The following is a 23888-nucleotide window of genomic DNA, read 5'->3' on the forward strand; positions in this document are numbered from 1 at the left end:
GCCGCCAGCTCACCTCACCACAGCATGTCCTGGTCCTCGGTGACGCCGGGCACGTTGGACAACTCCAGCGTGCGCGCGCCCACCTTCACCGTGCCCGCGAAGAAGCCCACCGGCTGCGCGAAGTGGCTCACCACGAGGCGCAAGTCCCGCTCCTCGCGGTGGACGTAGAACGGCTGGAAGCGCAGGTCCACCGCGCCATCCACCGTCGTCAGTCGCCACGGCTCCATCAGCTCCTTCGCGTTGTACTCGAAGCGCGCCCGCGCCAGCGGATACAGCCGGTCCCCGAGCCACAGCGCATTCTCATTCGCCACGTCCGAGCTCTCGTTGAAGCCCTCCACGAGGTTGATGCCCACCGGCGTCCCGTCCGCCAGCCGTCCCGCGGCGAAGGCCCAGCGCCACGCCGTGTGCCGTGCGAGGTAGCCCTGCGTGTAGTCCATGCCGCCCACGCCGCCATCCAGCCGGAAGCGCTTCCCACCCGCCTCCAGGCTGCCGAAGGTCAGCAGGCCATTGCGCTTCATGGTGACATTCACCAGCCCGTCACCCTCCACCGGCGCAATCACCGTCAGCGCGGGAGGGCCGCCGGCCACCAGCAAGTCCCCGGCCCACTGGAAGGACTGGAGGCTGCCGGTGCGAAGCCGGCTGACGTCCACCTCCACCCGGTAGCGCTCGTCCTCCTCGCCGCGCCGCACCGACAGCTTGCCCCCCAGCGTCCGGAAGCACGCGTTGAGCCCCGCCCCGGGTTTGTCTCCCAGCTCCACCATGGGCCCGGGCGCGCCCAGGAAGCTCACGTCACACAGCGGCCGGCGCTCGCGCAAATCCAACGCCACCGCGAAGGCGCTCGCCGTGTAGCCCAGGTCCACCACCGCGAAGAGGGCCGCCACCTCCGGCGTGGCCGCGAAGGTGTAGTGCCAGCGCTTGCGCTTGAGCAGCCGCGTGGTGCGCGTCGGGGACCACTGCCCCTGCAGCTTGGGAAGGTCCACCTCGGGCAGCTCGCCCTGGTAGGTGCCAAATCGGGGCTCGCCCCGCGCCGAGGCCACGGAGGCGGGGGCGGGAGGAAGGGAGGCTTCTCGCTCAGGCGTCATCTGCCCCCATTGGAAGGCAACTGCGCGCGGATGTCATCCGGAGTCGCCCACCAAGGGCCACCCGCCGACATTGCCGCCCCGTGGGGCTACCAGGTGATGTGCAGATCGAAACTCATGGGGGAGTGGCGCTCGGAAGTAATCGTCGCCTCGGCGCGCGCCAGCTTCAGCCACTCCAGCAGGACGCCCGACATGAAGCCCGACATCACCTGGAAGTCGTTGCGGAACTCCATGCGGAAGGTGCGCTCTCCCAGCTGCACCAGCGCCACCTTCAGCGGGGAGTCGTCTAACAGCACGTGGTCCGGGAAGCGCTTGAGGTAGCGCACCGGGCCCAGCATGGGCAGGCCCGCCGCCACCACCCGGCCCATCAGCGTCTGGACGAAGCCCTGCACGAAGCTGCGGCCCAGCCTCAGCCGCGCATCTTCAATCGGCAGGTCCGGGTACAGGTGCGCGCAGGTGACGTCCACGCACCGGTTGAGCACCCGGATGGGGTACTCCCTCTCCAGGGAGTGCACATCCACGCCCTCGGCGCGCAGCAGGCCCGCGAGCGCTCCGTCCGCGTTCAGCCCCTTGAGGAAGAGGCACTCGAACACCATTGCGCGGCTCATCGGCTCGGAAGGCATCAGCGTGTCAGCCTCACACCGTCCGAATGGAAACGGAAGCGCCCCGAAGCAGGCGCGCGAACTGACCCGGAGGGGTGCTCAGAGACCCTCAGCCGCGCCCGAAGATGATGCGCTCCTGGGTGAGCAGGCGGGCGGTGAAGCGCAGGGCCACCGCCGACACCACGAGGCTGGACGCGGCGGCGATGAGGAAGGGCAGCGGCCCCAGCGCCTCCCCGCGCATCACCTCGCCGGCCAGCAACTCCTGCCCCAGCACCGGCACGGCGAACATCCACGGCTTCGTCTGCAGCGGCGACAGCGCCAGCACCATGCCCGGCAGCATGGGCACCACCATGAGGAGCGACAGGTACGTCTGCGCCTCCTTGAAGGAGCGCGCATAGGTGGACACCCACATCTGCACCGCGGACGCGGCCAGCGTCAGGGGCAGTACCGCGACGGCCATGCCCAGCGCGGCGGGCGCGTCGAAGCGGGCCTTCACGCCCAGGTCCTCCAGCGGCACGCGCCGCACCACCAGCAGGTACGCCACCAGCGTCAGCAGCACCGCGCCCGCCGCCATGGCGACGGTGGCCAGCCACTTGCCCGCCACCACCGCGCCCCGCGGCGCGGGGTTGAGCAGCAGCGGCTCCAGCGAGCCGCGCTCGCGCTCGCCCGCCATGGTGTCGCTGGCCAGCTGCATGCCGCCCGCGAAGGCGGCCAGCACCAGGAACAGGGGCACCATGTTCAGCACGCCCGCCGCCGTGCGCTCCGGCGTGGACAGGTCCAGCTCCTCCACGCGCACGGGAATGGCCAGCTCCGGGGCGATGCCTCGCGCGTAGAGGCGCTGGTCGCCCAACAACCGCGCGTACGCCTCCAGCAGCCGGCGCGCGCGCAGGATGGTGTGGCGCGCGGACTGGCGCGAGCTGTCCACCACCAGCTGCACCTCGGCGGTGCGTCCGGAGGAGTACTCCTTCCCGTAGTCCTCCGGCACCACCAGCACCGCGTCCAGCGTGCCCGCGCGGATGCGGGACTCGTAGTCCTCCGGCGCCTCGGTCAGCGTCGCCCCGTAGCGCTCCAGGAAGCTCATCAGGCTGGGGGCATGGGCGCGCCCCACCACCGGCAGCTCCAGTGGCCGGTCCTGCCGGTACCAGGAGGCCAGCAGGTTGAACATCACCAGGAAGACGACGGGGCCCAGCAGCGGGAACATCACCGCGGTGAGCACCGAGCGCCTGTCGCGCAGGTGGTCCTTCAGCTCCTTGCGGAAGACGGTGAGGGCCAGCCGCCTCATTGCATCAGCCCCTGCTCGCTGCCGATGGTGGCCACGAAGGCCTCCTCCAGGCTGTCCTTGCCGGTGCTCGCCCGCAGCGCGTCCGGCGTGCCGTCCGCCACCACCCGGCCATGCGCCACCACGACGATGCGGTCACACAGCGCGGCCACCTCCTGCATGACGTGGCTGGAGAACACCACGCACCGCCCCTCGGCCTTCAGCCGCCGCAGCAGCGAGCGCACCGCGCGGGTGCTCATGACGTCCAGGCCGTTGGTGGGCTCGTCCAGCAGCACGTTGCGCGGCCCGTGCACCAGCGCGCGCGCCAGCGCCACCTTCACCCGCTCGCCCTGGCTGAAGCCCTCGGTGCGCCGGTCCGCGATGTCCCGCATGTCCAGCAGCTCCAGCAGCTCGTCCACGCGCCTGTCCAGCGCCGCGCCGGACAGCCCATGCAGCTCGCCGTAGTAGCGCGCGTGCTCACGGGCGGTGAGGCGCGGGTAGAGGCCGCGCGCGTCCGGCAGGACTCCCAGCGCCCGGCGCGCGTCCTGAGGCCGCTGCACCACGTCCACGCCGTCCACCAGCGCGGTGCCCCCGTCGGGCCGCACCAGCGTGTAGAGCATGCGCATCGTCGTCGTCTTGCCGGCGCCGTTGGGGCCCAGCAGGCCCGTAATCACGCCGTCCTCCGCGGTGAAGGACACGTCCTCCACCGCCGTCACCCGGCCGAAGCGCTTGTGCAGGTTCCTGGCTTCAATCATCTCAAGGCACCGGCCCGGCGAAGGAGGTGAAGAAGGGAGGCCGCGTGAGGCTCGAGCCGCAGGCGGGCGTCAGCCCCTCCACGCTCCCTCGCGTCAGCAAGTCGACCATCAGCGAGCGCGCGCAGTCCGCGCCCAGCGTGTTGTGGCCCACGCCGGGCACCACCACGTGCAGGCCATTCTTCAGCGTGCGCTTCGCGTCCTCGGCCCAGGCGGGCGGCGTCACCGGGTCCAGCTCTCCCGACAGCAGCAGCGTGGGCACGTCCGACACCACCGCCTCGCGGTAGCCTTTGGGCAGCGTCGCGCGCGGCCAGCCCTGGCAGACGTCGAGCACCTCGCGGCCCATGTCCGGGCCGAACCACGTCCCCTTCGCCTCGCGCTCCACCGCCGCCGCGTCGAAGAAGGGCGCGTCCTCCGCGCAGACGATGGCGTAGTAGAGGCCATGGCTCACCGTGTGGCCCGAGCTCTCCGACAGGCCCACGCTCAGCGCCACGAAGGGCGCCCACTCGCCGCGCGTCGCCGTGTCCAACATCAGCGGCACCAGCGATGCCACCTCCGGGCTGTAGAGGTGGCTGAACAGCTCCGAGAGGAAGGCCCGGCGCGAGAGGACCAGATCCTCCGGCACGCCGGTGCGCGGGTGGGGCACGCGGACGCGCGCGGGCTCCGCTTCCAGCTTCTCCAGCAGCGCCTCCGTGCGAGGCCGCAGGTCCGGGTATGCCTTCGCGCACGTCGCGTCCTTCTCACAGTGGGCCAGCAGCGACTCCAGCGCGCGCTGCCCGTCGCGGGGCGCGTTCAGCGGCAGGTACAGGCTCATGGGCGCCACGCCGTCCAGAATCGCGGTGCGCACGCGCTCCGGGTGCTGGCGCATGTACACCAGCGCCGCGCGCGTGCCGTAGGACACGCCCCACAGGTTCACCTTGTCGTAGCCCAGCGCCGCGCGCACCTCGTCCAGGTCCTCCATGGCGATGGGCGTGGTGTAGTGGCGCACGTCCGCGGCCCAACCCTCGCGACACTTGCGCAGCTTCTCCACCGCGCCGGTGTCGGCGAAGCGCGCCGCCAGCCCTTCTTCCAGCGGGTGCGGCTCGCACTCCAGCGGGTTCGAGTCCCCGGTGCCGCGCTGGTCCACCAGGACGATGTCGCGCTTGCGGCGGATGCGGTCCAGCGCGAGCAGCACCTGCACGCGCGTCGCCGCCTGGCCCGGGCCTCCCGCCAGCAGCACCAGCGGGTCCGGCTCCGCCTGCGAGGCCAGCGCCGGCACCACCACCACGCGCAGGGGTATCTTCCGGCCCGTCTTCGCGGCGCGGTCCTCGTACACCTCGTACGTGCCGCAAAGCGCCTGGCTGGCCAGCCCCTTCAGCCGACAGGGCGTCAGCGTCAGCTTCCGCGCATCCGGAGCCGAGGAGCCACCTTGCGAGCAGCCCGCCAGCATCAGCGCCGTGAGCCCCAGGGCCAGCCACCGCCAGCACCTGGAAGGAGGAGAGGGGGGGATGTGTGTCCGGACCCCGGGCAAGGGTGCCTCCATCATGGTGCGGGGAGGTCTGCCACATACCATCCGCCCGGCGGCGCGGTACACCCATCCGCCACGCCGCTTCGGCGCCGTTGAATGCCGCGCTAGAAAGGCGCGTCCGGTGATACGCCCATGCCCACGATGAAACGCGCCCTCCTCGTCCTGGCCGTCCTCTCCCTCACCACGCTGAGTGGCTGCGCCGCGCTCCAGAACCTCCTGAAGGGGGCCTTCAAGAAGCCCACCCTCACCTTCAAGACGGCCCGGCTCTCCAGCGCGTCCCTGTCCGACGCCACCGTCGACCTCGTCTACGAGGTGAACAACCCCAACGGCTTCGGGCTGGACCTGGCCTCGGTGGACTACTCCTTCTTCGTCGAGGGCAAGCAGGTGGTGGCCGGCAAGCCGAAGAAGGGCCTGTCGCTCAAGTCCAATGGCAAGAGCGAGCTGGTGTTCCCCGCCAACGTGAAGTTCGCGGACATCGTCCCCGTGGTGGAGACCTTCCTCAACAAGGACAGGGCCGGCTACAAGGCCGAGGGCAGCGTGGGCATCAAGACGCCCATCGGCGTGCTCAAGTTCCCCCTGTCGAAGGAGGGCACCTTCGAGGTGCCCAAGATTCCGCAGGTCTCCTTCCAGGCGCCCCGCATCAAGGGCATCAGCGGCACCAGCGCCACGGTGGAGTTCCCGCTCGAAATCAAGAACCGCAACAGCTTCCCGCTGCCGGTGGCCGGGATTACGGGCGCCCTGAAGGTGGCCGGGGCGAATGTGGGCACCCTGTCCACAGGCAACCTGGGCCTGCTGGACGGCAGCGGGACGAAGCAGGTGACGCTGCCGCTCACCATCAACCTCCTGAACGTCGCCTCGGCCGCCATGGCCCTGCGCTCGGGTGGCAACGCCCAGGTGAAGCTGGACGGAAAGCTCACCTCGGACGCCCAGTCCGTGCCGCTGAACCTCAGTCAGCTCGTGAACTTCGTGAAGTGACGCCTGCTTGCACCCCAAGCGGCGAGGACTGAACCCCAGGGTTGTCCTGGGGCGCCCTTGACGTTACGGTGGGTCGTCCCCTTTCCGGGGTTGATACCACCCATGCGCCGCATCCTCTTCAAGTCCAAGATTCACCGCGCCACCGTCACCCAGGCAGACCTGGACTACGAGGGCTCGGTCACCATCGACCGGGACCTGCTGCGCGCCGCCGACATCCTTCCCTACGAGAAGGTGGCGGTGTGGAACGTCACCCGGGGCACCCGCCTGGAGACGTACGCCCTCGAGGGCCCGTCCGGCAGCGGCGTCATCTGCATCAACGGCGCGGCGGCCCACCTCAACCAGCCTGGCGACCTCGTGATTCTGGCCACCTTCGCCGAGGTGGAAGAGGCGGAGCTCGCCGGCTGGAAGCCCACCGTGGTGTTCGTGGACGGAAAGAATCGCATCGTCCCCGGCCTCCACGAAGAGATTCCAGGGCCGCAGCGCCGCTCGGCCTGAGCCCCCCGCTTTGCCCCACCGGACGCCTTTTGCCATGCTCCGCCCATCTTTAGTGATGGGGCGGCAGGCCCCGGAGGCGTCGATACGATGAGGCGGATGTGGGCAGCAGCCAGTGCGCTGGCAGTGCTCTCGGGTTGCTCGGGCATTGGCTCGTTCCGCCCCAATCCCAATGACGAGGACCCCATCTACGGGGCCATCCCCGTCGTGAAGGCGCCGCCGAAGGACAGGTGCACGGACCACGGCAAGTCCAACGCCCGCGCCGCCTGTGACGAGGCCATGTACCTGGGCACCGAGTACACGCGCCGGCTGTCCGTGGGCGACGAGGTGTGTCTGGAAGGGGGCTACGGCGAGGAGCCCGGCTCCGCGTGCAAGGCGCGCGCGGCCGTCATCGACACGTCCCCCAACCAGGTGAAGCTGGAGGTGCGCGGGGCGAAGCCGGACTCGCGCTGGTTCAACGTGGAGATGCGGCACGCCTGGTACGAAGAGGGCGCGCTGGTGGACCTCTACCTGTCCGAGCGGGGTTATTAAGGGACAGGCGGGACAAGGAGCGGAACGGATGGGCTTCTACGACAGCGTGGCCGAGCGGCTGGCCTTCCTCAAGATGCTGAGCCCGGGGGAGCTGAAGAAGCTCGGCTCGGCGAAGCTGTCGGACGTGGTGCTGCAGGAGGTGGCGCGCGCCCGCGTCCGCGTGGCGGAGCTGGAGAAGCGCTACCCGCAGTCCGCGCCCAAGGATTTGGCCCAGCGGCTCATCGACGAGAAGAAGAACCTCGCCGGCATGGTGGGCGGCGTCAGCGGCGTCTTCGGCCTGGTGGCGCTGCCGGCGGACCTGGTCTTCATGGCCTACCTGCAAATCATCCTGCTCACCGACGTGGCCACCCTCTACAAGGTGAACCTCAAGACGGAGCGCGCCCGCGGGGAGATGCTGGACCTCTTCGGCTACGCCAACGGGCTGGGCCCGCTGCACCGGGCGGGCCCCAAGGTGGTGGGGAAGCTGGGGGCCATGCTGCTGGAGAAGGGCGGCATGCACACGCTGGGTCGCGCCATGCCGCTGGTGGCCGCGCCCGTCACCGCGTACTTCAACAACCAGCACATCCAGATGGTGGGCGAGCAGGCCGTGCGCTTCTACGAAGGCTTCGACAAGGCGCACGCCAAGGCGAAGGCCCAGCGCAAGGCCACCGGGAGCTGACGCCCTCCAGCCCCCGAGCCTCCGCGCGCCTCGCGAGGGCGCGGCTCAGGGCCCGGGCACCTGCGCGTAGCCCAGCAGCCGCTCCATGTGGCTGAGCAGGTAGCTGAAGCCTTGCACGCGCGGGCCGTGGCCGCCCTCCACCGTGTAGAGGATTCCGTAGGCCACGTGGTGCACCAGCCCCACGTGGTCCTCGCGGCCGTCCGAGTCCGCGCGGGCCCAGACGACGAGGTCCCCAGGCTCCGGCAGGTAGCGCTCCCCGGACAGGTGCGCCCAACCCCGCTGGCCCAGCTCGCCCAGGAGCTTCCGCGCGCTGACGGTATAGGGAAAGGGCGGGCCACCCGGGTCCTGCCAGAAGCACCAGCTCACGAAGCCCGCGCACCACGAGCTGCCCTCGGGCGCCAGGCCGTTCAGGTACTTGCGAATCCACGGGCCCACGCCGGGGCCGCCCTCCTCGCCCGCGCCCGCCTTCAGCTCCTCAATCGCCAGGGCCAGCGCGTGCCGCCCGCGCTCGCTGCCGCCCAGCTCGGGCAGCGCCATCCGGGTGAAGTCGATGACGGGAGCCGTGAAGAAGAGGGGCGCCGGGTGCGTCAGGCTCCACCATGTGGTGGGTCCCACCAGGCCGTCCACCACCAGCGGCTCGCCATTGGCATCCAGGTGCTGCGCCTGGAAGGCGACCACCGCCGCGCGCGTGGCCTCCCCGAAGTCGCCGTCCGCGCCCAGCGGGTAACCCCACCGCGTGAGCAGCTCCTGAAGCCGTTGGACCTCGGGCCCCGTGTCCCCCAGGCCCAGCCTTCGCGCCATGCGTGCCGTCTCCCCGTGGTGCCCCGACCGGCGCCGACGTCCCCCTCCATGTTGGGGATGCCCCAACGAGGCGACTCCTGGCGCCGGGGACAGGGAGGCTGCCGGCCCCTCAACGCCGCGCTCCGCCTTCAGGGTGGCCCCGTCCGCCCCCCGACTCCCGGTGAACATCCGGCGATTTCAGAAGGGTCCGATATGCCTCCCCGCACCAGACGTTTCCAGTCCCAGGCGGGGCGAGTGCCCCCTCGATGGCGGGCTGCTGACCGACCTCTGCCGGAGGGGTCGCGGTACCCGCGGAGGCGTGCAGATGTCCGAACTCTCGATGGAAGTGCGGGTGCAGGTCGCGAGGTTGCGGAATCTCATCATCGACGTAGCGCGCTGCGGCGCGCTGAGCAGCCCCCTGGGCGCGCTGCCTCACACGGAGTTGGACCCCATGGAGGTCCAGGCCCTCTGGTGGCTGAAGGCGGAGAGCCTCCTGCCCGTCAACGTCCTCGCCGACCGCCTCGGCGGCATCGCCCTTCCCCGCCTCAGCCGCCTGTTGGACCGGCTGGAGGACGCGAAGCTCGTCCAGCGCGAGCGCTCGGTGCGGCATGACCGGCGGCGCGTGCGCGTGCGCCTCACCGAGCAGGGCCGCGCCCTGGCGGAACAGGCGGACTCCGTGGTGCAGGAGCGCATGGCGAAGCTGCTGCTGCCGCTCGGAGGAGAGCAGCGCAGCGAGCTGATGGACATGCTGGAGGGCTGGGTGCAGGCGATGGGCTGCTGGAACCGCGCCGAGGAGCAGGCCGCCACCGAGGAGACCGAGGCGGAGGCTCCCGACACCGCCGAGGTATCGGCGTCGAGGACCAGCGCGCCGCGGCCCATGCTCACGCGCGCCGAGCCTGACGCCATCACCGCCAACGCGGCCTGAGTACGACGGCCCCTATATAATGATGCGGGCGACGCCAGCCGCGCTGGCTGCGCCCCATATAAAGGATGCGTGCGGCTACAGCCGCACCTCCACCACGCCCGTCGCCTGACAGGCCGCGCTGGCTTCACCCACCCACGGCGCACGGCCGTCCGCCTCCACCTCCAGGTGGAGTGAGTCGGCGCGCACACGGCCCAGCCGCCAGCGCCCTTCCGCGTCCGTATGGCCCCGCGCCGGTGGCAGCGAGCCCAGGCCGCTGGCGCTGGTGACGAGCGCTCCATACACCGGCGCACCTGCCGCCGTGACGCGCACCTCGCAGGGCACGCCCGCCTCGTCCACGCGCACGGTGACGGAGCGCTCCAGAGACTCTCCCCCCAGCTCCGCCGGGGTGCTGGCATGGACCTCATGGGGAGAGGCGGCGGCCAGCACGCGGTACGTCCCCGGCTGGAGCAGCGACACGGCCACGCCCTCCTCTTCGTCCTGGAAGAACTCCGCGGGGTGCGTGAGCCACGCTCCGTCCGCCTCGCGCCGCTGCAGCAGGTACACCGGATAGGGCCTCCGGGAATGCGCTTGGAGCTGTCCCCGGGTGAAGCCGTCCAGGCGCAGCACCAGCCACCGGAACGCCGGCACGCGCCACGTGACTTCCGCGTCGGACGCGCCAGCCTCCGGAGTGAAGTCGAACTCCCGCAGGGCCGGTGCCACCGGCCGTCCCGAGCGCGGAGCCTCCACCTCCACGGTGAAGCGCGACGGCTTCCATGAAGGCAGCCCCGGCGCGGTGAAGCGCCCATCCTGCTCCAGCGCGAGCGCCTCCCCTTCCGGCCCCAGCAGCCGCGCGCCGGGCGGAGGCTTCGCCGAGCCCTCCAGCAACACCCGCCCCCGCAGCGTCACCGTGCCGCCCACGCCTTGCGGGAAGAGCGCATCCACGTCCAGCACCACCCGCTCCACGCGTCCCTCGCGCAGCGGCACTTCCACCGGCCCGCCCTCGCGTCCCGAGGCGCTCCGCGGCCACAGCCGCACGGCCGGGTCCGGCGGCAGCGGCAGGAGCGACGTGTCCTCCTCCACCGACAGCGGCAGGGGCGTGCCCTCCCGCAGCGCCGCCTCCACGCCCGGCGCCACGTGTCGCAGCACCGGCAGCAATTCGCTCGCGCGCTCGGCGCCGCGCGAGTCCACGTCCACCACGCGCTCCAGCCTCACGGAGAACGGGCCGTGCTCCGGCCGTGCGCCCGCCAGCCGCACGCGAACGCCCGTGGGCCGCCGCGCGCGCAGCACGCCCGCGTCGAGGACTCCCGCCGTCGGCGCGTCCTCGGGCACCACGTCGCCCCACCAGAACGTCCCATCCGGCTCCCAGGCGAGCACCCGGTAGCGCGGCGCCACCGGCACCGGCTCCGGACCCAGCGTCCCGCCCGAAGCGGACGGCGTCACCGTCGCCGGAAGCCACTCCGCCACGTTGGCCAGGTCCTCCAGCCGCGAGGGCCCGGCGCCGCCACCGCCCTCGCGCTTCGCCGCCTCCCACATCAGGCGGTCCTCCTCGGAGATGAGCGCCGCGCCCACGCGCGCCTCGCCCTGGAACGGACGCTCCCCTTCCAGCACCGCCCGCAGCCGCAAGCCTCCGGGCTCGGCACGCGCGGGCGACGAAGGCACGGAAGGCTCCGGTGTCACGGCCTCCGCCGCGACGACGGCAGCCGCGCGCGACGGCCCGGAGGTGACTTCCGGAGCGCGCGGCCACCACCACCCGAGCAGGAGTCCGGCCACCGCGAGCGCGGCGACCAGGCCCCACGGCCTTGTGCGGACCGCGCGGCTCAATCCGTGTCGCTGCTGGAGTACAGGGAGAGGTAGACGGGCGCGTGGTCCGACAGCCGGCTGACGAAGTCCGTCGTGCTGCTGACGTAGTCCCGGCCCGTCGTGGAGAACTCCGTCACGTACGTGTTCTGCATCCAGAAGTGGTCATACGCGCTCACGTAGCCACCGCTGAGGTTGAGGGAGGTGAGCACGTCCAGCCTGCAGGACACCGCCGGGGACAACGCCTTCAATTCGGCCCAGGAGGCGCCGGTGCAGGCCATGTTGTGGTCGCCCACGAGGATGACGTCCTGGTCGCTGCTGCTGCCGTCCTGCACCGACTTGAACACGGTGTCGATGTTGCGCACCTCCACGTCGCGCTCGGCCGCGGTGCCCCAGATGGCGTGCCAGTTGATGAAGGTGTAGTCCGCGCCCGTGGGCGTGTGCCGCACCTTCACGATTTGGGGCTCGCGCTCGAACTTGTCGCCGCTGTCGCTGTACACCGCGGACGACAGCAGCGACACCGTGTCCGTCCGGTACAGCACCGCGTAGATCTCCTTGTACGAAGAGCGGCCGATGAGCGGCGTCTGCGCGTAGCTCCACGACACGCCGGATACCTGCGTGAGCGCCTGGGCAATCGCGGGCATCACGCTGGTGTTCATCACCTCCTGGAGGAACACCACGTCACAGCCGTTGTTGGACGTGCTGTTGGCGCCGAACTGGTTCCAGATCTGCTTCGCGTCATCCAGGTACGTCTGCTCGTCCGTCCAACCTTCGTGGCGGAGGTTCCAGCTCACCACCCGGAGGTAGGAAGCCGCCTGCGACAGCGAGGGAACTGCGAGAGCGACCAGCACCACCGCGCGCAGCAGGAAGGACGGCAGTCTCATTCGGACACCTCGGAGAAGGGGGCGGCCGCGGGGGACGGACGCACGCGCGAAACCTCGCGCGCGGAGTCCGTCGTAATGGATTCAGGGCGTTACGGGCAACCAACGTTCTTGAAAATCAAGAAACAACCAAGGTCGAAGCACACCCTCCCCTGAGCGAGCGCGACACCGCCGTCGCCCACGGGCCCGGGCCAGCCGCCCCTCTGCCCCATAAATGCAACTTGATTACTTTTAGATCTCAGTTGCATATTCGCGATGCGCACGCGGCGGCCCCATCGCCCGTCCATGGCGACGCACGACACCGGGCCCGGCGCGCGACAGAGGGAGAGGGACTTCGTGAGCAGGCTCATCTGGAGCATGGGAGGCACCGGCCTGGTGCTGGCGGACCTGACGGCGGCGTGGCTCCACCGTCCGCTGGAGCCCCTGACGCGGGACGAGCCCGTCCTCCTGGCGCGGAAGGCGCGCCCGCCACCTTTTCCGCCCGAGCGCCTCGCCTCGGGTGAGGTCGTCGCCTCGTGGGTCGTCCTGCGCCCGGACACTCCCTGAGGCCAGGGCCTCCACCCCTGTCGTACCGGCAGTTCCCCCAGCAGTTCCAACAAGGAGCAAGCACCCATGAAGACCCTGCACCTGTTCAAGAAGACCCTGCTCGCCAGCGGCGCGGCGGCCCTGTTCGCCGGCTGCGGCGCTCCCGCCGAGGAGACGTCCGCGGAGACGACCTCGGAGTCCACCCTGACCACCCAGGAGCAGGGGCTGCTCGCCGCCTGCGACCCGGTGGAGCTGGGCGAGGTCACCGAGCACGCCTGCCTCCACGCGGAGCTCGGCCCCTTCGAGCCCGTCACGGCCGCCGCCCTGGGCGCGCCCGTGTTCGCGGACGTCAGCGCTCCCCACACCGCGTACAACATCACCCTGCCGGCGGCCTGGTACTGCGGCTGGGGCGGGCGCGTGGCCTTCATCCCCGACGAGTCCGGCGAGTTCGCCTTCCTCGTGTCCCGCCACCGGGGCCTGCGCATCTTCGACGCCGCCACCGGCACCGAGGTCGCCCGGGAGTGCCGCTACAACGTGCCCTCCACCGTGTGCGGCAGCCTGAAGACGGGCATCCTCGCGGACCTCGAGGGCGGCACGGAGTACTACCTCCAGTTCCTCGCCATCGCCGAGCGGAACTCCGAGTTCACGCTCGTCGTCGAAGAAGCCGCCCACGACCACGCCGAGTAGTCAGCACCACCCTCCAAGGCACCCGGCGCGCTCTTCTCCGCCGGGTGGAGGCCCGCGGGAGGCACACCTCCCGTGGGCCTCGCGTTTCGCACATTCAGAATCAACTGCATCACGATTGCATTTACATCATGAATCCGACTAGGAACGGCTCATGAGCCCCTTCCTCCGCGTCCTCGCCCTGGCCGCGTGTGCCCTGGCGCTCACCGCCTGTGGCGGTGACGAGCCCCTCCCCATCGTCGAGCCTCCGCCGGACCCCTGCGCGCCCAACGGCCACATCCACCGTGAGGCCACCGGGGACTGGTGCCACTGCAACCGGGGTTACCGGGCCACCGCGGAGGGCCTCGCGTGCGAGACGGACCCGGACTACGTCCCCAGCGAGGGCTTCAGCTTCGGAGACAACGGCGAGCACGCCTGCTGGCACGTCTCCAACGGGCCCTACGTCACCGTCACCGCCTCCACCAGTCGCCTGCCCCGCGTGGACGACTTCCACACGTACTACACGGTGAAGCTGCGGCAGGAGGGCGGCCAGTACGTGGGCACCTTCAGCTACAAGGCCTTCGCCACCGGCAACTTCGTCGTCTACCTCAGCACCCCGGACGTCCCCATCTCGCTGGTGGAGACCGCCATCCAGGCCCCGGTGGCACCGGCCGGCACCCGCGCCACCGATGACCACTGCGACGGGCTGAAGCACATGGTCGGCTACGAGCTGACGGACCGCGTCCAGTACACGCTCACGCTCGGCCCCACGTCACTGTCCGAGCTCGGCCTGGTCATCGAACACCTGCCCTAGCCACCCCGCGGCACGCGAACGCGACCGAACATCTATTGCAACTAAGTTACTGTTGATCAATCAATGCTGCCGCCGCGCGGGAAGGCGGCATTGAAAGGAATCCCCACATGAAGATGACGAAGCGAAGCGTCGTGAGCGCGTTCTTCGGCCTGGCGCTGGCGGCCTGCGGCCCCGTGGACGAGAGCGGGACGGAGGCCCTGGTCCAGCAGGAGCAGGAGCTGCCCGCGGGCTGCACGTCGGTGGACGCCACCAACATGACGTCCCATGCGTGCCTCCACGCCGCCAACGCCGGTGACAACATCAACGTGGCGGCCAGCGCCACGCGCACCACCAGCGCGCCGGGCGTCAACACCGCGCACAAGCACTACACGGTGACGCTGCCTGCCGGCGCGGAGGGCTCGGTGACGTACGTCCCCACGGCCTACTCCACGGGCTCCACCTCCGAGCCCATCACCTTCTACCTCGCGCAGAGCGTGTCCTTCACGGTGCTCACCTCCGGCGGCGCCACCGTGACGCCGGGCATCAATGAGGTGCTCACCGCGTCCACCTGCTCCCTGGTCAAGGCGGTGACCTACGACCTGAGCGTGGGCGCCACGTACATCCTGGCCATGGGGCCCGCCAGCGGGAACCAGGTGGGACTCATCGCCGAGTACCTGAACGACAACCGCGTTCGCTGGTACCCGGACGCGGACAGCGACACCCACGGCGCCAACGCCGGCTCCATCCTCACCGCCTGCGAGCCGCCGGCCAACTACGTGTCCCGCCGCTGGGACTGCAACGACAGCAACGCCAGCATCAACCCGGACGCCGCGGAGATCTGCGGCAACGGCGTGGATGACAACTGCGACGGCGTGACCTGCTGACCCGAGCCTGAAGTCCTCCCGCCGGGGCGCCCTCCCTCACGCGAGGGTGCCCCGGCACCGCGCCCCCCTCACCCGACCTTCACCGGCCGGCCCACTCCCGCGACTTCCGAAGGACCCGTCGACGATGCGCCTCTCCCACGCCACCGCCCTGCTCGCCACCTGCGCCGCCCTTGCCCTGACAGGCTGCGACAATGATGACCCCTCCGACACCCAGGACGCGGGCACACTGACGGACGCGGGCACGCCCGACGCCGGAGACACGGCGGCGCCCACCGTGACGGGCACCACGCCGGCCGCGGACGCAGCCCACGTGGCCGCCGACACCGTCTTCACCGTGCGCTTCAGCGAGCCGATGAAGTCCGACCGGGGCACCGTGCGCGTGGCCGTGGACGGCGCGCAGCGAACGCTGGGCCCGAGAGAATGGCTCGAGGAGCAGCGCGTCTTCAGGGTGCACCCCGCGGAGCCCCTGCCCCCGGGAGCACGCGTCGAGGTCACCGTGCAGGCGGACTTCGAGGACCTGGCCGGCAACGCGCTCGCCTCGCCGCTCACCTTCCACTTCACCGTGCATGGGACGGCAGCCGTCAGGCCCCACGTCACGACGTCCCAGCCGGCCGAGGGCGCCACCGACGTCCTGCCCGTCGAGCTCTACAAGAACGACACGCTCGTCGAGCCGCGCAAGGGGGTCACCCTCACCTTCAGCGAGCCGATGGACACGTCGCTGTCCCAGGTGACGCTCGTGGACGTGACGACGCCGGCCACCGCGCCGCGCACGCTGGCGGGCACCTGGTCCACGGACGGCCTGACGCTGACGGTGGCCATCCTCCGCCCGGAGTCGGACCTGCCGCCGCTGGAGCAGGAGACCCGGTACACGCTGGACGTCACCGGGCTGCGGAGCGCCACGGGACAGCCCGTGGACACGGCGCATGCCGGGCTGGGGAACGGGAAGCTGGACTTCACCACCGGCCGTCGTGCCCCCGACGTCGAGCATGCCTGCGCCCATGCGCTGCTCAACACGGCGGAGGCCGTCACCGCGGGCGCCTCGCCGATGGGCGTCAACCCCGCGACGGACTCCGGCCACGCCTTCTACCTCCTGACGCTGCCGGCGGCCGGCGCGTCCTTCCAGGGCTACACGGAGGTGATTACCGACCCGGACCGGACCCAGACGGCCGCGCTCTTCCTGAGCCAGCCCGTCCCGGTGGAGGTGCGCGACACGACCGAAGGCGACACGCTCGTGGCGTCCACCCTGGAGCCCGCCGCCCCGGTCTGCGCCCCCCACATCACCCACGTGCTGAAGTTCAGCGCGCTCGCGGGCGACCGCTTCCTGCGGCTGGGATTCGGGCCGACCTCGCACCAGAGCTTCACCTTCGTCTTCGAGCGGTACTGAGGTCCGGGCCGTCTGTCGCCCAGGCAACCGGAGTCCTCGCCTTTTGTTGGACCCGGGGAGGGGCGGCTCCTAGCGTCGGGTGCCTCACCGCACCCCACCCGAGCCCCCCGCCGCGTATGCGAATCCTGCCCTCCGCGCGCCCGCTGCTGGCGGCGTGCGCGCTGCTGCTGCTCCCCGGCTGCTTCCACCTCTTCGCGGGCGGAGGTGGCGGCTCGACGGACTTCAAGCCGCCCCGGCGCGTGGACCCGGCGGACGTCGCCGTGCCGGAGGGCTACCGCGTCGAAGTCGTGGCCACGGGCCTCAGCTACCCCACCGGCGTGGCCTTCGACGACAACGGCACGCCCCACGTCACCGAGTCCGGCTACAGCTACGGCGAGGACTTCGCCCAGTCCCGCCTGGTACGAGTGGAGCCGGACGGCCGCCTCACGGAAGTCGCCAAGGGCGAGCACCCGCCCTGGACGGGCGTCACCTGGCACCAGGGCGCCTTCTACGTGGCCGAGGGCGGCGTGCAGGGCGGTGGCCGCATCGTCCGCATCACCCCGGACGGCCGCACGACGCCGCTCGTCTCCAACCTGCCCAGCCTGGGGGACCACCACACCAACGGCCCCGCCGTGGGGCCGGATGGTGCGCTCTACTTCAGCGTGGGCACGGCGACGAACTCGGGCGTGGTGGGCCCGGACAACGCCAGCCTGGGCTGGCTCAAGCGCAACCCGGCCTTCCATGACGTGCCCTGCCGAGACATCACCCTCGCGGGCGTCAACTACCCCAGCGACAACGCGCTCGCCCCGAACACGGCGCGGGTCCAGACGGGCGCCTTCGTTCCCTTCGGCACGGAGACGAAGCCGGGCCAGGTCATCAAGGGCGCCATGCCGTGCGGCGGCGCCGTGTTCCGGCTCGTCCCGGGCTCCACCGCGCCGGAGCTGGTGGCGTGGGGGTTCCGCAACCCGTTCGGCCTCGCCTTCGCGCCCAACGGCCGGCTGTACGTCACGGAGAACGGCCATGACGTGCGCGGCAGTCGGCCGCTCTTCGGCGCCGCGGACTACCTGTGGGAGGTGGAACAGGGCGCGTGGTACGGCTTCCCCGACTTCGCGGGCGGCAAGCCGGTGGACCAGGAGTGGTTCAAGGTGCCCGGCGGCGAAGTCCCGAAGCGCGTCCTCCAGCAGCCTCCGGGCACGCCGCCCCAGCCGGTGGCGGTGTTCGGCGTGCACTCGTCCTCCAACCGCCTGGACTTCTCGCGCGGCCCGGACTTCGGCCACGTGGGCGAGGCCTTCGTCGCGCAGTTCGGCGACCAGTCCCCGGACACCGGCGAGACGATGGCGCCCGTGGGCTACAAGGTGGTGCGGGTGGACGTGTCCAACGGCGTCATCGAGGACTTCGTCGCCAACAAGGACAAGGGCAGCGGAGGCCCGGCCTCCAGGCTGGGCAAGGCGGGCCTGGAGCGCCCCATCGACGCGCGCTTCGACCCGAGCGGCAAGGCGCTCTACATCGTGGACTTCGGGGTCATGCTGGTGAAGGCGAAGGGCGTCATCATTCCCTTCGAGAAGACGGGCGTGCTGTGGCGCATCACCCGCGCGGCGCCGGAGGCGAAGCCATGAGGGCCACCGTGCTGGCCGCGCTCGCCGTGCTGGCCCTGGCCGCCTGCGGCCCCGCGAGACGGGGACCCGCCTTCGGTGCGCCACGCCAGTTCACCGAGCAGGAGCAGGAGGGCCGCGTCCTCTTCATGCGCCACTGCAACCAGTGCCACCCGGGCGGCGCCGGAGGGCTGGGGCCGAGCATCAACAACAAGCCCCTGCCGGCCCTGGCCATGCGCACGCAGATTCGCCAGGGCGTGGGCGCCATGCCCGCCTTCACCGATGAGATGCTCAACGACACGCAGGTGGACGCCATCGTCGCGTACCTGAACGAGCTGCAGGAGGAGAAGGACTGAGCGGCCCCCCGCTCCCTCCCCAACGCGCACTCCTGAACAGCCGGCGGCTGCCCACCAGCCAGCCGATTTCGATACGATTGCGTTCCGTAATCCTGCCCCTTAGGGTGGAGTTATGGAACGACGTCGTCTCGTATCCAGGCGCCCCGCCCGGACCCGCGTACCCTCGCCGGAGGCCTCACCCGTCCCGGCTCCGGAAGTGAATGAGGGCCGCCGCCCCGGCCGTCCGCGGAGCGAGGAGGCACATGGCGCCATCCTGGACGCCGCCATCCAGCTCCTCCGTGAGGTGGGCTACGACGCGCTCACCATGGACGCCATCGCCGCGCGTGCCGGAGTGGGCAAGGCGACCGTGTACCGCCGCTGGTCGACGAAGGAGACGCTCGCGGCCGAGGCCATCGAGCGCATCATGCGCGCCATCCCCGTCCCGGACACTGGCACCACCGCGGGTGACTTGCGGCGGATGATGCGCGACGCGCTGGACATGTACAGAGACCCGTCCACGGGAGCCCTGCTGTCCGGCTTCGTCGCGGCCATGGCGCGGAGTGAGCTCATCGCCCGAACGATTCGCTCCGGCTTCGTCGGAGTGCGGCGCGAGGCGCTCCGGCAGGTGCTGGAGCGCGGCGTGACGAGGGGCGAGCTCCAGAAGGGACTCGACTACGAGCTCGCGCTCGACCTGCTCGGCGGTCCCCTCTTCTACCGCTTCCTCATCACCGGCGGCCCCGTCGACGAGCGGCTCACCCGCGGCATCGTCGACGCCGTGCTGCGCGCCTTCGCGACCAAGGGCTGATGCCTACTTCGTTCCCCCAACCAGAGCCACGGAGGCCGTGAGCCATGCTGGACTTCCTCTCCGACGAGCTGCGCCGGGACCCGTATCCCCTGTTCGCCCAGGCACGGAGCGACTTCCCCGTGCTCCACGAGCCTGGCTCGGGCATGTGGCTCCTCTTCGACTACGACAGCGTGAAGCGGGCGCTCAATGACCACGAGTCCTTCAGCTCCGCCGTGGAGACACCGACGGGCAGGGCGCCCGACTGGCTCGTCTTCTCCGACCCGCCGCGCCACTCGAAGCTGCGCGCCATCGTCATGCGGGCCTTCACGCCCAGGTCCATCGCGAGCCTGGAGCCGCGCGTCCGCGAGCTGTCACGCGGGCTGCTGGAGCCCGTGCTGGAGCGCGGGGAGCTGGACCTGGTCGCGGACTACTCGGCCCCGCTGCCGATGATGGTGATTGCGGAGCTGCTCGGCATTCCCGTCGAGGACCGCCAGCGCTTCATGCACTGGGCCGAGGTCATCATGACGCTCAGCTACACCATCTCCGGCGGCGAGGAGGCGGCCCATGCGATGAGCGAGAACGCGGTGGTGAAGGAGGAGATGCGGGCCTACTTCGACGACCTCGCGGCCCAGCGCCGGAGCGCACCGAAGGATGACCTGCTCACCCGGCTGGTGGAGGCCGAGGTGGACGGTGAGCGGCTGACCCCGAACGAGTTCCTGGGCTTCTTCCAGCTCCTCCTGTCCGCCGGCACGGAGACGACCACCAACCTCATCAACAACACGCTCCTGTGCCTGCTCGAACACCCGGACCAGCTCGCGCGACTCCGGGCGGAGCCCCGGCTGTTGCCCTCCGCCATCGAGGAGGTGCTGCGCTACCGGACGCCGGCACAGATGGTGTTCCGCTCCACGAAGGTGGACGTGGAGCTGCACGGCCAGGTCATCCCCGCGGGGAAGCTGGTGCTGGTGATGGTCGGCTCGGCGAATCGCGACGCCACGAAGTTCCAGGACGCGGACCGCTTCGACATCACCCGGGACCCGAACCCGCACATCGCCTTCGGGCACGGCATCCACTTCTGCCTGGGCGCGGCCCTGTCGCGACTGGAGGGCCGGGTGGCCCTCGCGGATTTGCTGGAGCGCCTGAAAGGCATCCAGCTCGCGAGCACCGAGCCGTGGGTGCCCCGCAAGGCGCTGAACGTGCTGGGCCCCGCGCGGCTGCCCCTGCGCTTCGAGCCCATCCGGCGAAACCCTCAGGCCGGCTCCCAGGCTCCCGAGAAGGCGGTGTAGCGCCGCACGTTGACGGACAAGGCGCGGTGCACCTGCGTCTCCTGCGTCACGTCCACGGGGACTCCGCCCTGGGGCACTTCCAGCCGGTCGAAGTGCGCGCCCTCGAACCAGCGGTGCGGCTGCACCTCCACGACGAACAGCCCCTCGTCGTCCAGCTCCGCGGCAATGGGCACGAAGTCCACGCGCTGCAGTTCCAGCGGCGGAGGGAAGTCCAGCGCGACGCGGAAGAGCACGCGCTGCTCCTGACGGAAGGCCGTGCCCTCCAGCAGGACCGAGTGCCCGTTCAGCGCCGCCCCTTCCGCGCCCAGCGCCCGCGAGGGAGGCTGGAGCAGCAGCGAGAAGGAGCGCGCCAGCCCGGCGATTCCCGGCGAGCGCCCCAGCACCTGCACCTCGCCTCCCGCCATCAGGTCGAACACCACCTCGCGGTCCCACTCGCCCAGCACCTTGCCGCCGGAGAAGAAGTCCCCCTCGTGCGCTCGCGCTGAGGGCAGCAGCCACTCCCCCAGGCGGCGCAGCACGGCGGCCTGGGGCTGGAGGGGCGACGCGTTCTCGAACAGGTAGATGGGGCCCAGCACCATCAGCCCCGAGGACAACCGCACGCGCCAGCCGGTGTCGGTGGTGAACTCGCCCGGCACCGTCTCACCGGGCGCGAGCGCGGTGCGCAGGCCCATGCGGAAGGTGATGCCGCGGCCTCCGGTGCCGGACAAGCCGCAAGCGGCGACGCCTCCCGAGAGCGCCGTGCCCAGCATCAGCGTGAAGGCGCGGCGGGTGGTGCGCAGCGGGGACGTCATGGCGTGTCCTCCTGGAGGTCCAGGTACAGGGTGAGCGTGCCGGTGAAGGTGCGCGGCGCGCCGGCGGAGAAGTGCCGCGTCGCCAGCAGCGAAGCGGGGGCGTCCGGCCCTCGGAAGTTGGAGACGTAGTTCAGCTCCGTCTCCCTCCAGCGCGTGTCCAGCAGGTTCTCCACGGAGAGCCCCACCTCCATCGCCTTCCAGCGCGCGCGCGTGGCCACGTCGAAGAGGAAGACGGACTCGCTGTAGCGGTCCAGCGGCAGGGGGCGAGGCCCGACGGCGCTGTGCCCCACCGCCACGTTCCACCCCAGCTGCTCCCCGGCCACGGTGGCGGTGCCGCGCACGGACGCATCCAGCCGGCCCAGGAGCGCGGGGATGTACGGCATCACCGTGCCGTCCCACACCTTCCACGCGGACGCGCCCGGCACGGGCAGCGTGGCTCGGGCCCAGGCGAGCGAGGCCTGCACGTCCACCCACTCGTGCCACGTGCCGCGCGCGGTGACGAAGGCGCCCAGCCGCTGCGAGGCGCCAATGGGCTGGTTGCGGCCGGCCTTCTCGTCGAAGACAAAGTCCTGCGACACGCGCGTGGCGAAGACGGCGCCACGGGCCTCCAGGGCATACGGGCGGTCCTCGCCCTCCAGCCGCCAGCCCAGTCCCGACTCGCCCGAGGCAACCCGCGCATACGGCGCCAGCTCCGCGTCGGACAGCGCGGCCGCATCGCTGGAGCGCGCCCCCAGGCCGGCGCTGGTGAGCCAGCTCAGCCGGGGGGACAGCCGCACCTCGACGGTGCCGCGCGGGCTGGCGAAGAAGCCATACGCCTCCAGCGACTCCTCGGGGAGGCGCGTGCCGTCCCGGTCCACCGTGGGGCGATTCTGGTCATCCACGCCGAAGAGGAAGGTGTCCAGCCGCACACCGCCGCGCAGGGTGAGCCACGGCAGCGGAGCCACGCGCAGCGACGCATAGGCGCCCAGGTGGGTGGTCCGCACCTGGTTGTCGAAGAGGGTGGTGTAGGGCGCGCCGCCGCTGTCCCGCAGGCGCCGCGAGCGCGTGTGCACGTCGTCGAAGCGGGCCACGTAGCCCAGCTCCAGCGGCTGCGGCTGTCCGAGCACGGTGAGCCCCGGCGTGTAGCGCCCGCGCAGCCCCACGGTGGAGCCCTGGTAGTAGCCCTCGGTGTTGTCGCCGCGCTGCGCCTCCTCACCGGGAGGGGTGTCCAGCAGGAAGCCCGTGAAGTTGTCGCGGATGCGCATCTGCCGGAGCACGACGTAGCCCTGCTGCATGAAGCGGCCGCCGCGCTTCAGGCGGGACTGGAGCTCGGCGGAGAGGATGTGCTTCTGGCCCGCGCCGCCCTGGTTCGTGTCGTAGAGACAGAAGAACTGCGAGTCCGCGTCCGCCTCGCACGGCAGCCGCGCGTCCACCACGTCCGTCTCCCGCACCACGCCCGCCGAGGAGAAGCGCGAGGCGTAGCTGGTGCCGAACAGGCGCAGCCGCGTCTCCTCGCCCAGCCGCAGCTCCACCTGCGCCATGGCGCCCGCGTTGGCGTGCGCGCGGTTGGGACCGAAGCCATGGCCCTGGCGCAGCAGCAGTCCCACGAAGGTGGCCTCGTTGGACTCGGGAGGACCCCACACCAGCGCCAGCCGTCGCGTGGCGAAACTGCCGGCGCTGACGGAGGTGGTGAGGCCCCGGCGCGCCAGGCCGAGCTGGTACTCCACCGTGCCCGCCACGCCGAAGTCTCCCTGCGACGGGTCATACGGGCCTTCGGTGACGCGCAGCGCCTCCACCAGCTCGGGGATGATGAAGTACGTGTCCGCGTAGCCGTGGCCGTGGGCGTGGGAGACCTCGTTGAGGGGCACGCCGTTGAGGCGCAGCTCCACGTCCTTCCCCTCGCCCGCGTCGAAGCCGCGGATGAAGATGGTCTCCGCGTGGCCCTCGCCGCCGTGGTTGGCCAGCATGACGCCGGGCGCCAGCAGCATCAGGTCCGACGCCGAGTTGCGCGGCACGTCCGCGAGCTGCCCCACCGGGATGTGGAAGTCCCCCGCCGCCACCGGAGGCGGCGCGCTCGCGGTGCCGCGCACCGTGGTGGAGAAGGCCGGCGCGGCCGGGGGGCTTCCCGCATCCGGCTGCACCGCCGGAGTCCCCGCATCGGATGGGAGCGCCTCGCGCCCCTCCGGCTCCGCTGCCTCCACGGCCTCCAGGTGGTGTCCATGCACCGGAGGCACGAAGGTGACGGGAACATCGGCCCGCACCTCAATCGGCTCCGTGCCCCGGCGCGCGGGCTGGAACCGCCAGCGCACGGCGGCGGCCATGGCGGCCCTGTCGAAGGCCACACCCGCCGTCTGCCGCACCTCCACCTGGGACACCTCTCCCGCCGTGTCGATGGTGACGCGCAGCAGGACGGTGGCGGGGACCTCGGGAGGAGCGACGCCCGCGGGCAGCACCGGCGGCGGCGCCTCCAGCGGGACGGGCGGTGTCACAGGCACTTCGGCCGTGGCGCTCAGCACGCAGAGCACCAGAGTCGGAATCCACACGGGTGATGACCTCGCTCCAGACGGCTACGGGTCTCCGAAGACACCTGACCGGACCCACGCGGCCCGGCCTCCTGAGTGCATCCACGCCCTGGATACACCGGCTCCGGATTGACATGCAATATAGTTGCATTTACTTA

General features: G+C 71.1%; 24 protein-coding genes. 14 read left to right on the forward strand and 10 right to left on the reverse strand.

Annotated features, from left to right (window positions below; translation table 11 throughout):
• Nucleotides 1–14: 14 nt before the first annotated feature.
• The 5 genes from G4D85_RS31065 to G4D85_RS31085 form a co-directional block, all read right to left on the reverse strand.
• Nucleotides 15–1082 (reverse strand): DUF2804 domain-containing protein, encoded by a 1068-nt coding sequence (locus G4D85_RS31065; RefSeq protein ID WP_164017651.1) that lies wholly within the window; start codon nt 1080–1082, stop codon nt 15–17.
• Nucleotides 1083–1168: 86 nt separating this feature from the next.
• On the reverse strand, nt 1169–1687 hold the full coding sequence (locus G4D85_RS31070) for a DUF2378 family protein (RefSeq protein ID WP_164017652.1): 519 nt from the start codon (nt 1685–1687) through the stop codon (nt 1169–1171).
• A 103-nt stretch (nt 1688–1790) separates the two neighbouring features.
• Nucleotides 1791–2963, reverse strand: a complete 1173-nt coding sequence (locus G4D85_RS31075) for an ABC transporter permease (RefSeq protein WP_164017653.1) — start codon at nt 2961–2963, stop codon at nt 1791–1793.
• Nucleotides 2960–3694, reverse strand: a complete 735-nt coding sequence (locus tag G4D85_RS31080; protein ID WP_164017654.1) for an ABC transporter ATP-binding protein — start codon at nt 3692–3694, stop codon at nt 2960–2962. The genes G4D85_RS31075 and G4D85_RS31080 overlap by 4 nt, the downstream gene beginning before the upstream one ends.
• A 1-nt stretch (nt 3695) precedes the next feature.
• Complete coding sequence (locus G4D85_RS31085) at nt 3696–5213, reverse strand: alpha/beta hydrolase (protein ID WP_164017709.1); 1518 nt, start codon at nt 5211–5213, stop codon at nt 3696–3698.
• 117 nt (nt 5214–5330) lie between these two features.
• Here G4D85_RS31085 and G4D85_RS31090 point away from each other — a divergent pair, with 117 nt between their 5' ends.
• The 4 genes from G4D85_RS31090 (at nt 5331) to G4D85_RS31105 (ending at nt 7854) form a co-directional block, all read left to right on the forward strand.
• Nucleotides 5331–6173, forward strand: coding sequence for an LEA/WHy family protein (locus G4D85_RS31090; protein WP_164017655.1), 843 nt, complete (start codon nt 5331–5333; stop codon nt 6171–6173).
• Nucleotides 6174–6275: 102 nt separating this feature from the next.
• On the forward strand, nt 6276–6668 hold the full coding sequence (gene panD / locus G4D85_RS31095; RefSeq protein ID WP_164017656.1) for an aspartate 1-decarboxylase: 393 nt from the start codon (nt 6276–6278) through the stop codon (nt 6666–6668).
• 87 nt (nt 6669–6755) lie between these two features.
• A complete protein-coding gene (locus G4D85_RS31100; RefSeq protein WP_164017657.1) occupies nt 6756–7196 on the forward strand; it encodes a hypothetical protein in 441 nt (146 codons plus the stop codon).
• Nucleotides 7197–7224: 28 nt separating this feature from the next.
• Entirely contained in the window at nt 7225–7854 is a 630-nt protein-coding gene (locus G4D85_RS31105) for an EcsC family protein (protein ID WP_164017658.1), read from the forward strand.
• 45 nt (nt 7855–7899) lie between these two features.
• Here G4D85_RS31105 and G4D85_RS31110 read toward each other — a convergent pair whose 3' ends face one another.
• Nucleotides 7900–8655 (reverse strand): peptidoglycan-binding protein, encoded by a 756-nt coding sequence (locus tag G4D85_RS31110; RefSeq protein ID WP_164017659.1) that lies wholly within the window; start codon nt 8653–8655, stop codon nt 7900–7902.
• Nucleotides 8656–8959: 304 nt separating this feature from the next.
• Between G4D85_RS31110 and G4D85_RS31115 the strand changes: the two genes are divergently transcribed.
• On the forward strand, nt 8960–9559 hold the full coding sequence (locus G4D85_RS31115; RefSeq protein ID WP_164017660.1) for a MarR family winged helix-turn-helix transcriptional regulator: 600 nt from the start codon (nt 8960–8962) through the stop codon (nt 9557–9559).
• 75 nt (nt 9560–9634) lie between these two features.
• Here the strand turns inward: G4D85_RS31115 and G4D85_RS31120 are convergent, their stop codons facing one another.
• Both G4D85_RS31120 and G4D85_RS31125 read right to left on the reverse strand, forming a co-directional pair.
• Nucleotides 9635–11359: a carboxypeptidase-like regulatory domain-containing protein gene (locus G4D85_RS31120; RefSeq protein WP_164017661.1), complete on the reverse strand. Its 1725-nt coding sequence runs from the start codon at nt 11357–11359 to the stop codon at nt 9635–9637.
• Complete coding sequence (locus tag G4D85_RS31125) at nt 11356–12219, reverse strand: exonuclease/endonuclease/phosphatase family protein (RefSeq protein WP_164017662.1); 864 nt, start codon at nt 12217–12219, stop codon at nt 11356–11358. The genes G4D85_RS31120 and G4D85_RS31125 overlap by 4 nt, the downstream gene beginning before the upstream one ends.
• A gap of 333 nt (nt 12220–12552) precedes the next feature.
• Between G4D85_RS31125 and G4D85_RS31130 the strand changes: the two genes are divergently transcribed.
• The 9 genes from G4D85_RS31130 (at nt 12553) to G4D85_RS31170 (ending at nt 20438) form a co-directional block, all read left to right on the forward strand.
• Nucleotides 12553–12762 carry a hypothetical protein gene (locus G4D85_RS31130; RefSeq protein ID WP_164017409.1) on the forward strand — a complete coding sequence of 70 codons (210 nt, stop codon included), beginning with the start codon at nt 12553–12555 and terminating at the stop codon, nt 12760–12762.
• A 66-nt stretch (nt 12763–12828) separates the two neighbouring features.
• Nucleotides 12829–13428, forward strand: a complete 600-nt coding sequence (locus G4D85_RS31135; protein ID WP_164017663.1) for a hypothetical protein — start codon at nt 12829–12831, stop codon at nt 13426–13428.
• 151 nt (nt 13429–13579) lie between these two features.
• Nucleotides 13580–14218, forward strand: a complete 639-nt coding sequence (locus G4D85_RS31140) for a hypothetical protein (protein ID WP_164017664.1) — start codon at nt 13580–13582, stop codon at nt 14216–14218.
• 107 nt (nt 14219–14325) lie between these two features.
• Nucleotides 14326–15081 carry a putative metal-binding motif-containing protein gene (locus tag G4D85_RS31145; protein WP_164017665.1) on the forward strand — a complete coding sequence of 252 codons (756 nt, stop codon included), beginning with the start codon at nt 14326–14328 and terminating at the stop codon, nt 15079–15081.
• A gap of 124 nt (nt 15082–15205) precedes the next feature.
• Nucleotides 15206–16465, forward strand: coding sequence for an Ig-like domain-containing domain (locus tag G4D85_RS31150; protein WP_164017666.1), 1260 nt, complete (start codon nt 15206–15208; stop codon nt 16463–16465).
• Nucleotides 16466–16581: 116 nt separating this feature from the next.
• Nucleotides 16582–18060 (forward strand): PQQ-dependent sugar dehydrogenase, encoded by a 1479-nt coding sequence (locus tag G4D85_RS31155; RefSeq protein WP_164017667.1) that lies wholly within the window; start codon nt 16582–16584, stop codon nt 18058–18060.
• A complete protein-coding gene (locus G4D85_RS31160) occupies nt 18057–18392 on the forward strand; it encodes a c-type cytochrome (protein ID WP_164017668.1) in 336 nt (111 codons plus the stop codon). The genes G4D85_RS31155 and G4D85_RS31160 overlap by 4 nt, the downstream gene beginning before the upstream one ends.
• Nucleotides 18393–18588: 196 nt before the next feature.
• A complete protein-coding gene (locus G4D85_RS31165; RefSeq protein ID WP_164017669.1) occupies nt 18589–19176 on the forward strand; it encodes a TetR/AcrR family transcriptional regulator in 588 nt (195 codons plus the stop codon).
• Between the two features lie 44 nt (nt 19177–19220).
• Complete coding sequence (locus G4D85_RS31170) at nt 19221–20438, forward strand: cytochrome P450 (RefSeq protein ID WP_164017670.1); 1218 nt, start codon at nt 19221–19223, stop codon at nt 20436–20438.
• On the opposite strand, the gene G4D85_RS31175 is transcribed toward G4D85_RS31170, so the two are convergent.
• On the reverse strand, nt 20402–21229 hold the full coding sequence (locus tag G4D85_RS31175) for a hypothetical protein (RefSeq protein WP_164017671.1): 828 nt from the start codon (nt 21227–21229) through the stop codon (nt 20402–20404). The two genes, G4D85_RS31170 and G4D85_RS31175, sit on opposite strands and share 37 nt — an antisense overlap.
• On the reverse strand, nt 21226–23751 hold the full coding sequence (locus G4D85_RS31180) for a TonB family protein (protein WP_164017672.1): 2526 nt from the start codon (nt 23749–23751) through the stop codon (nt 21226–21228). The genes G4D85_RS31175 and G4D85_RS31180 overlap by 4 nt, the downstream gene beginning before the upstream one ends.
• Nucleotides 23752–23888: the final 137 nt, after the last annotated feature.

The organism is Pyxidicoccus trucidator (assembly GCF_010894435.1).
GTDB classification, from domain to species: Bacteria; Myxococcota; Myxococcia; order Myxococcales; family Myxococcaceae; genus Myxococcus; species Myxococcus trucidator.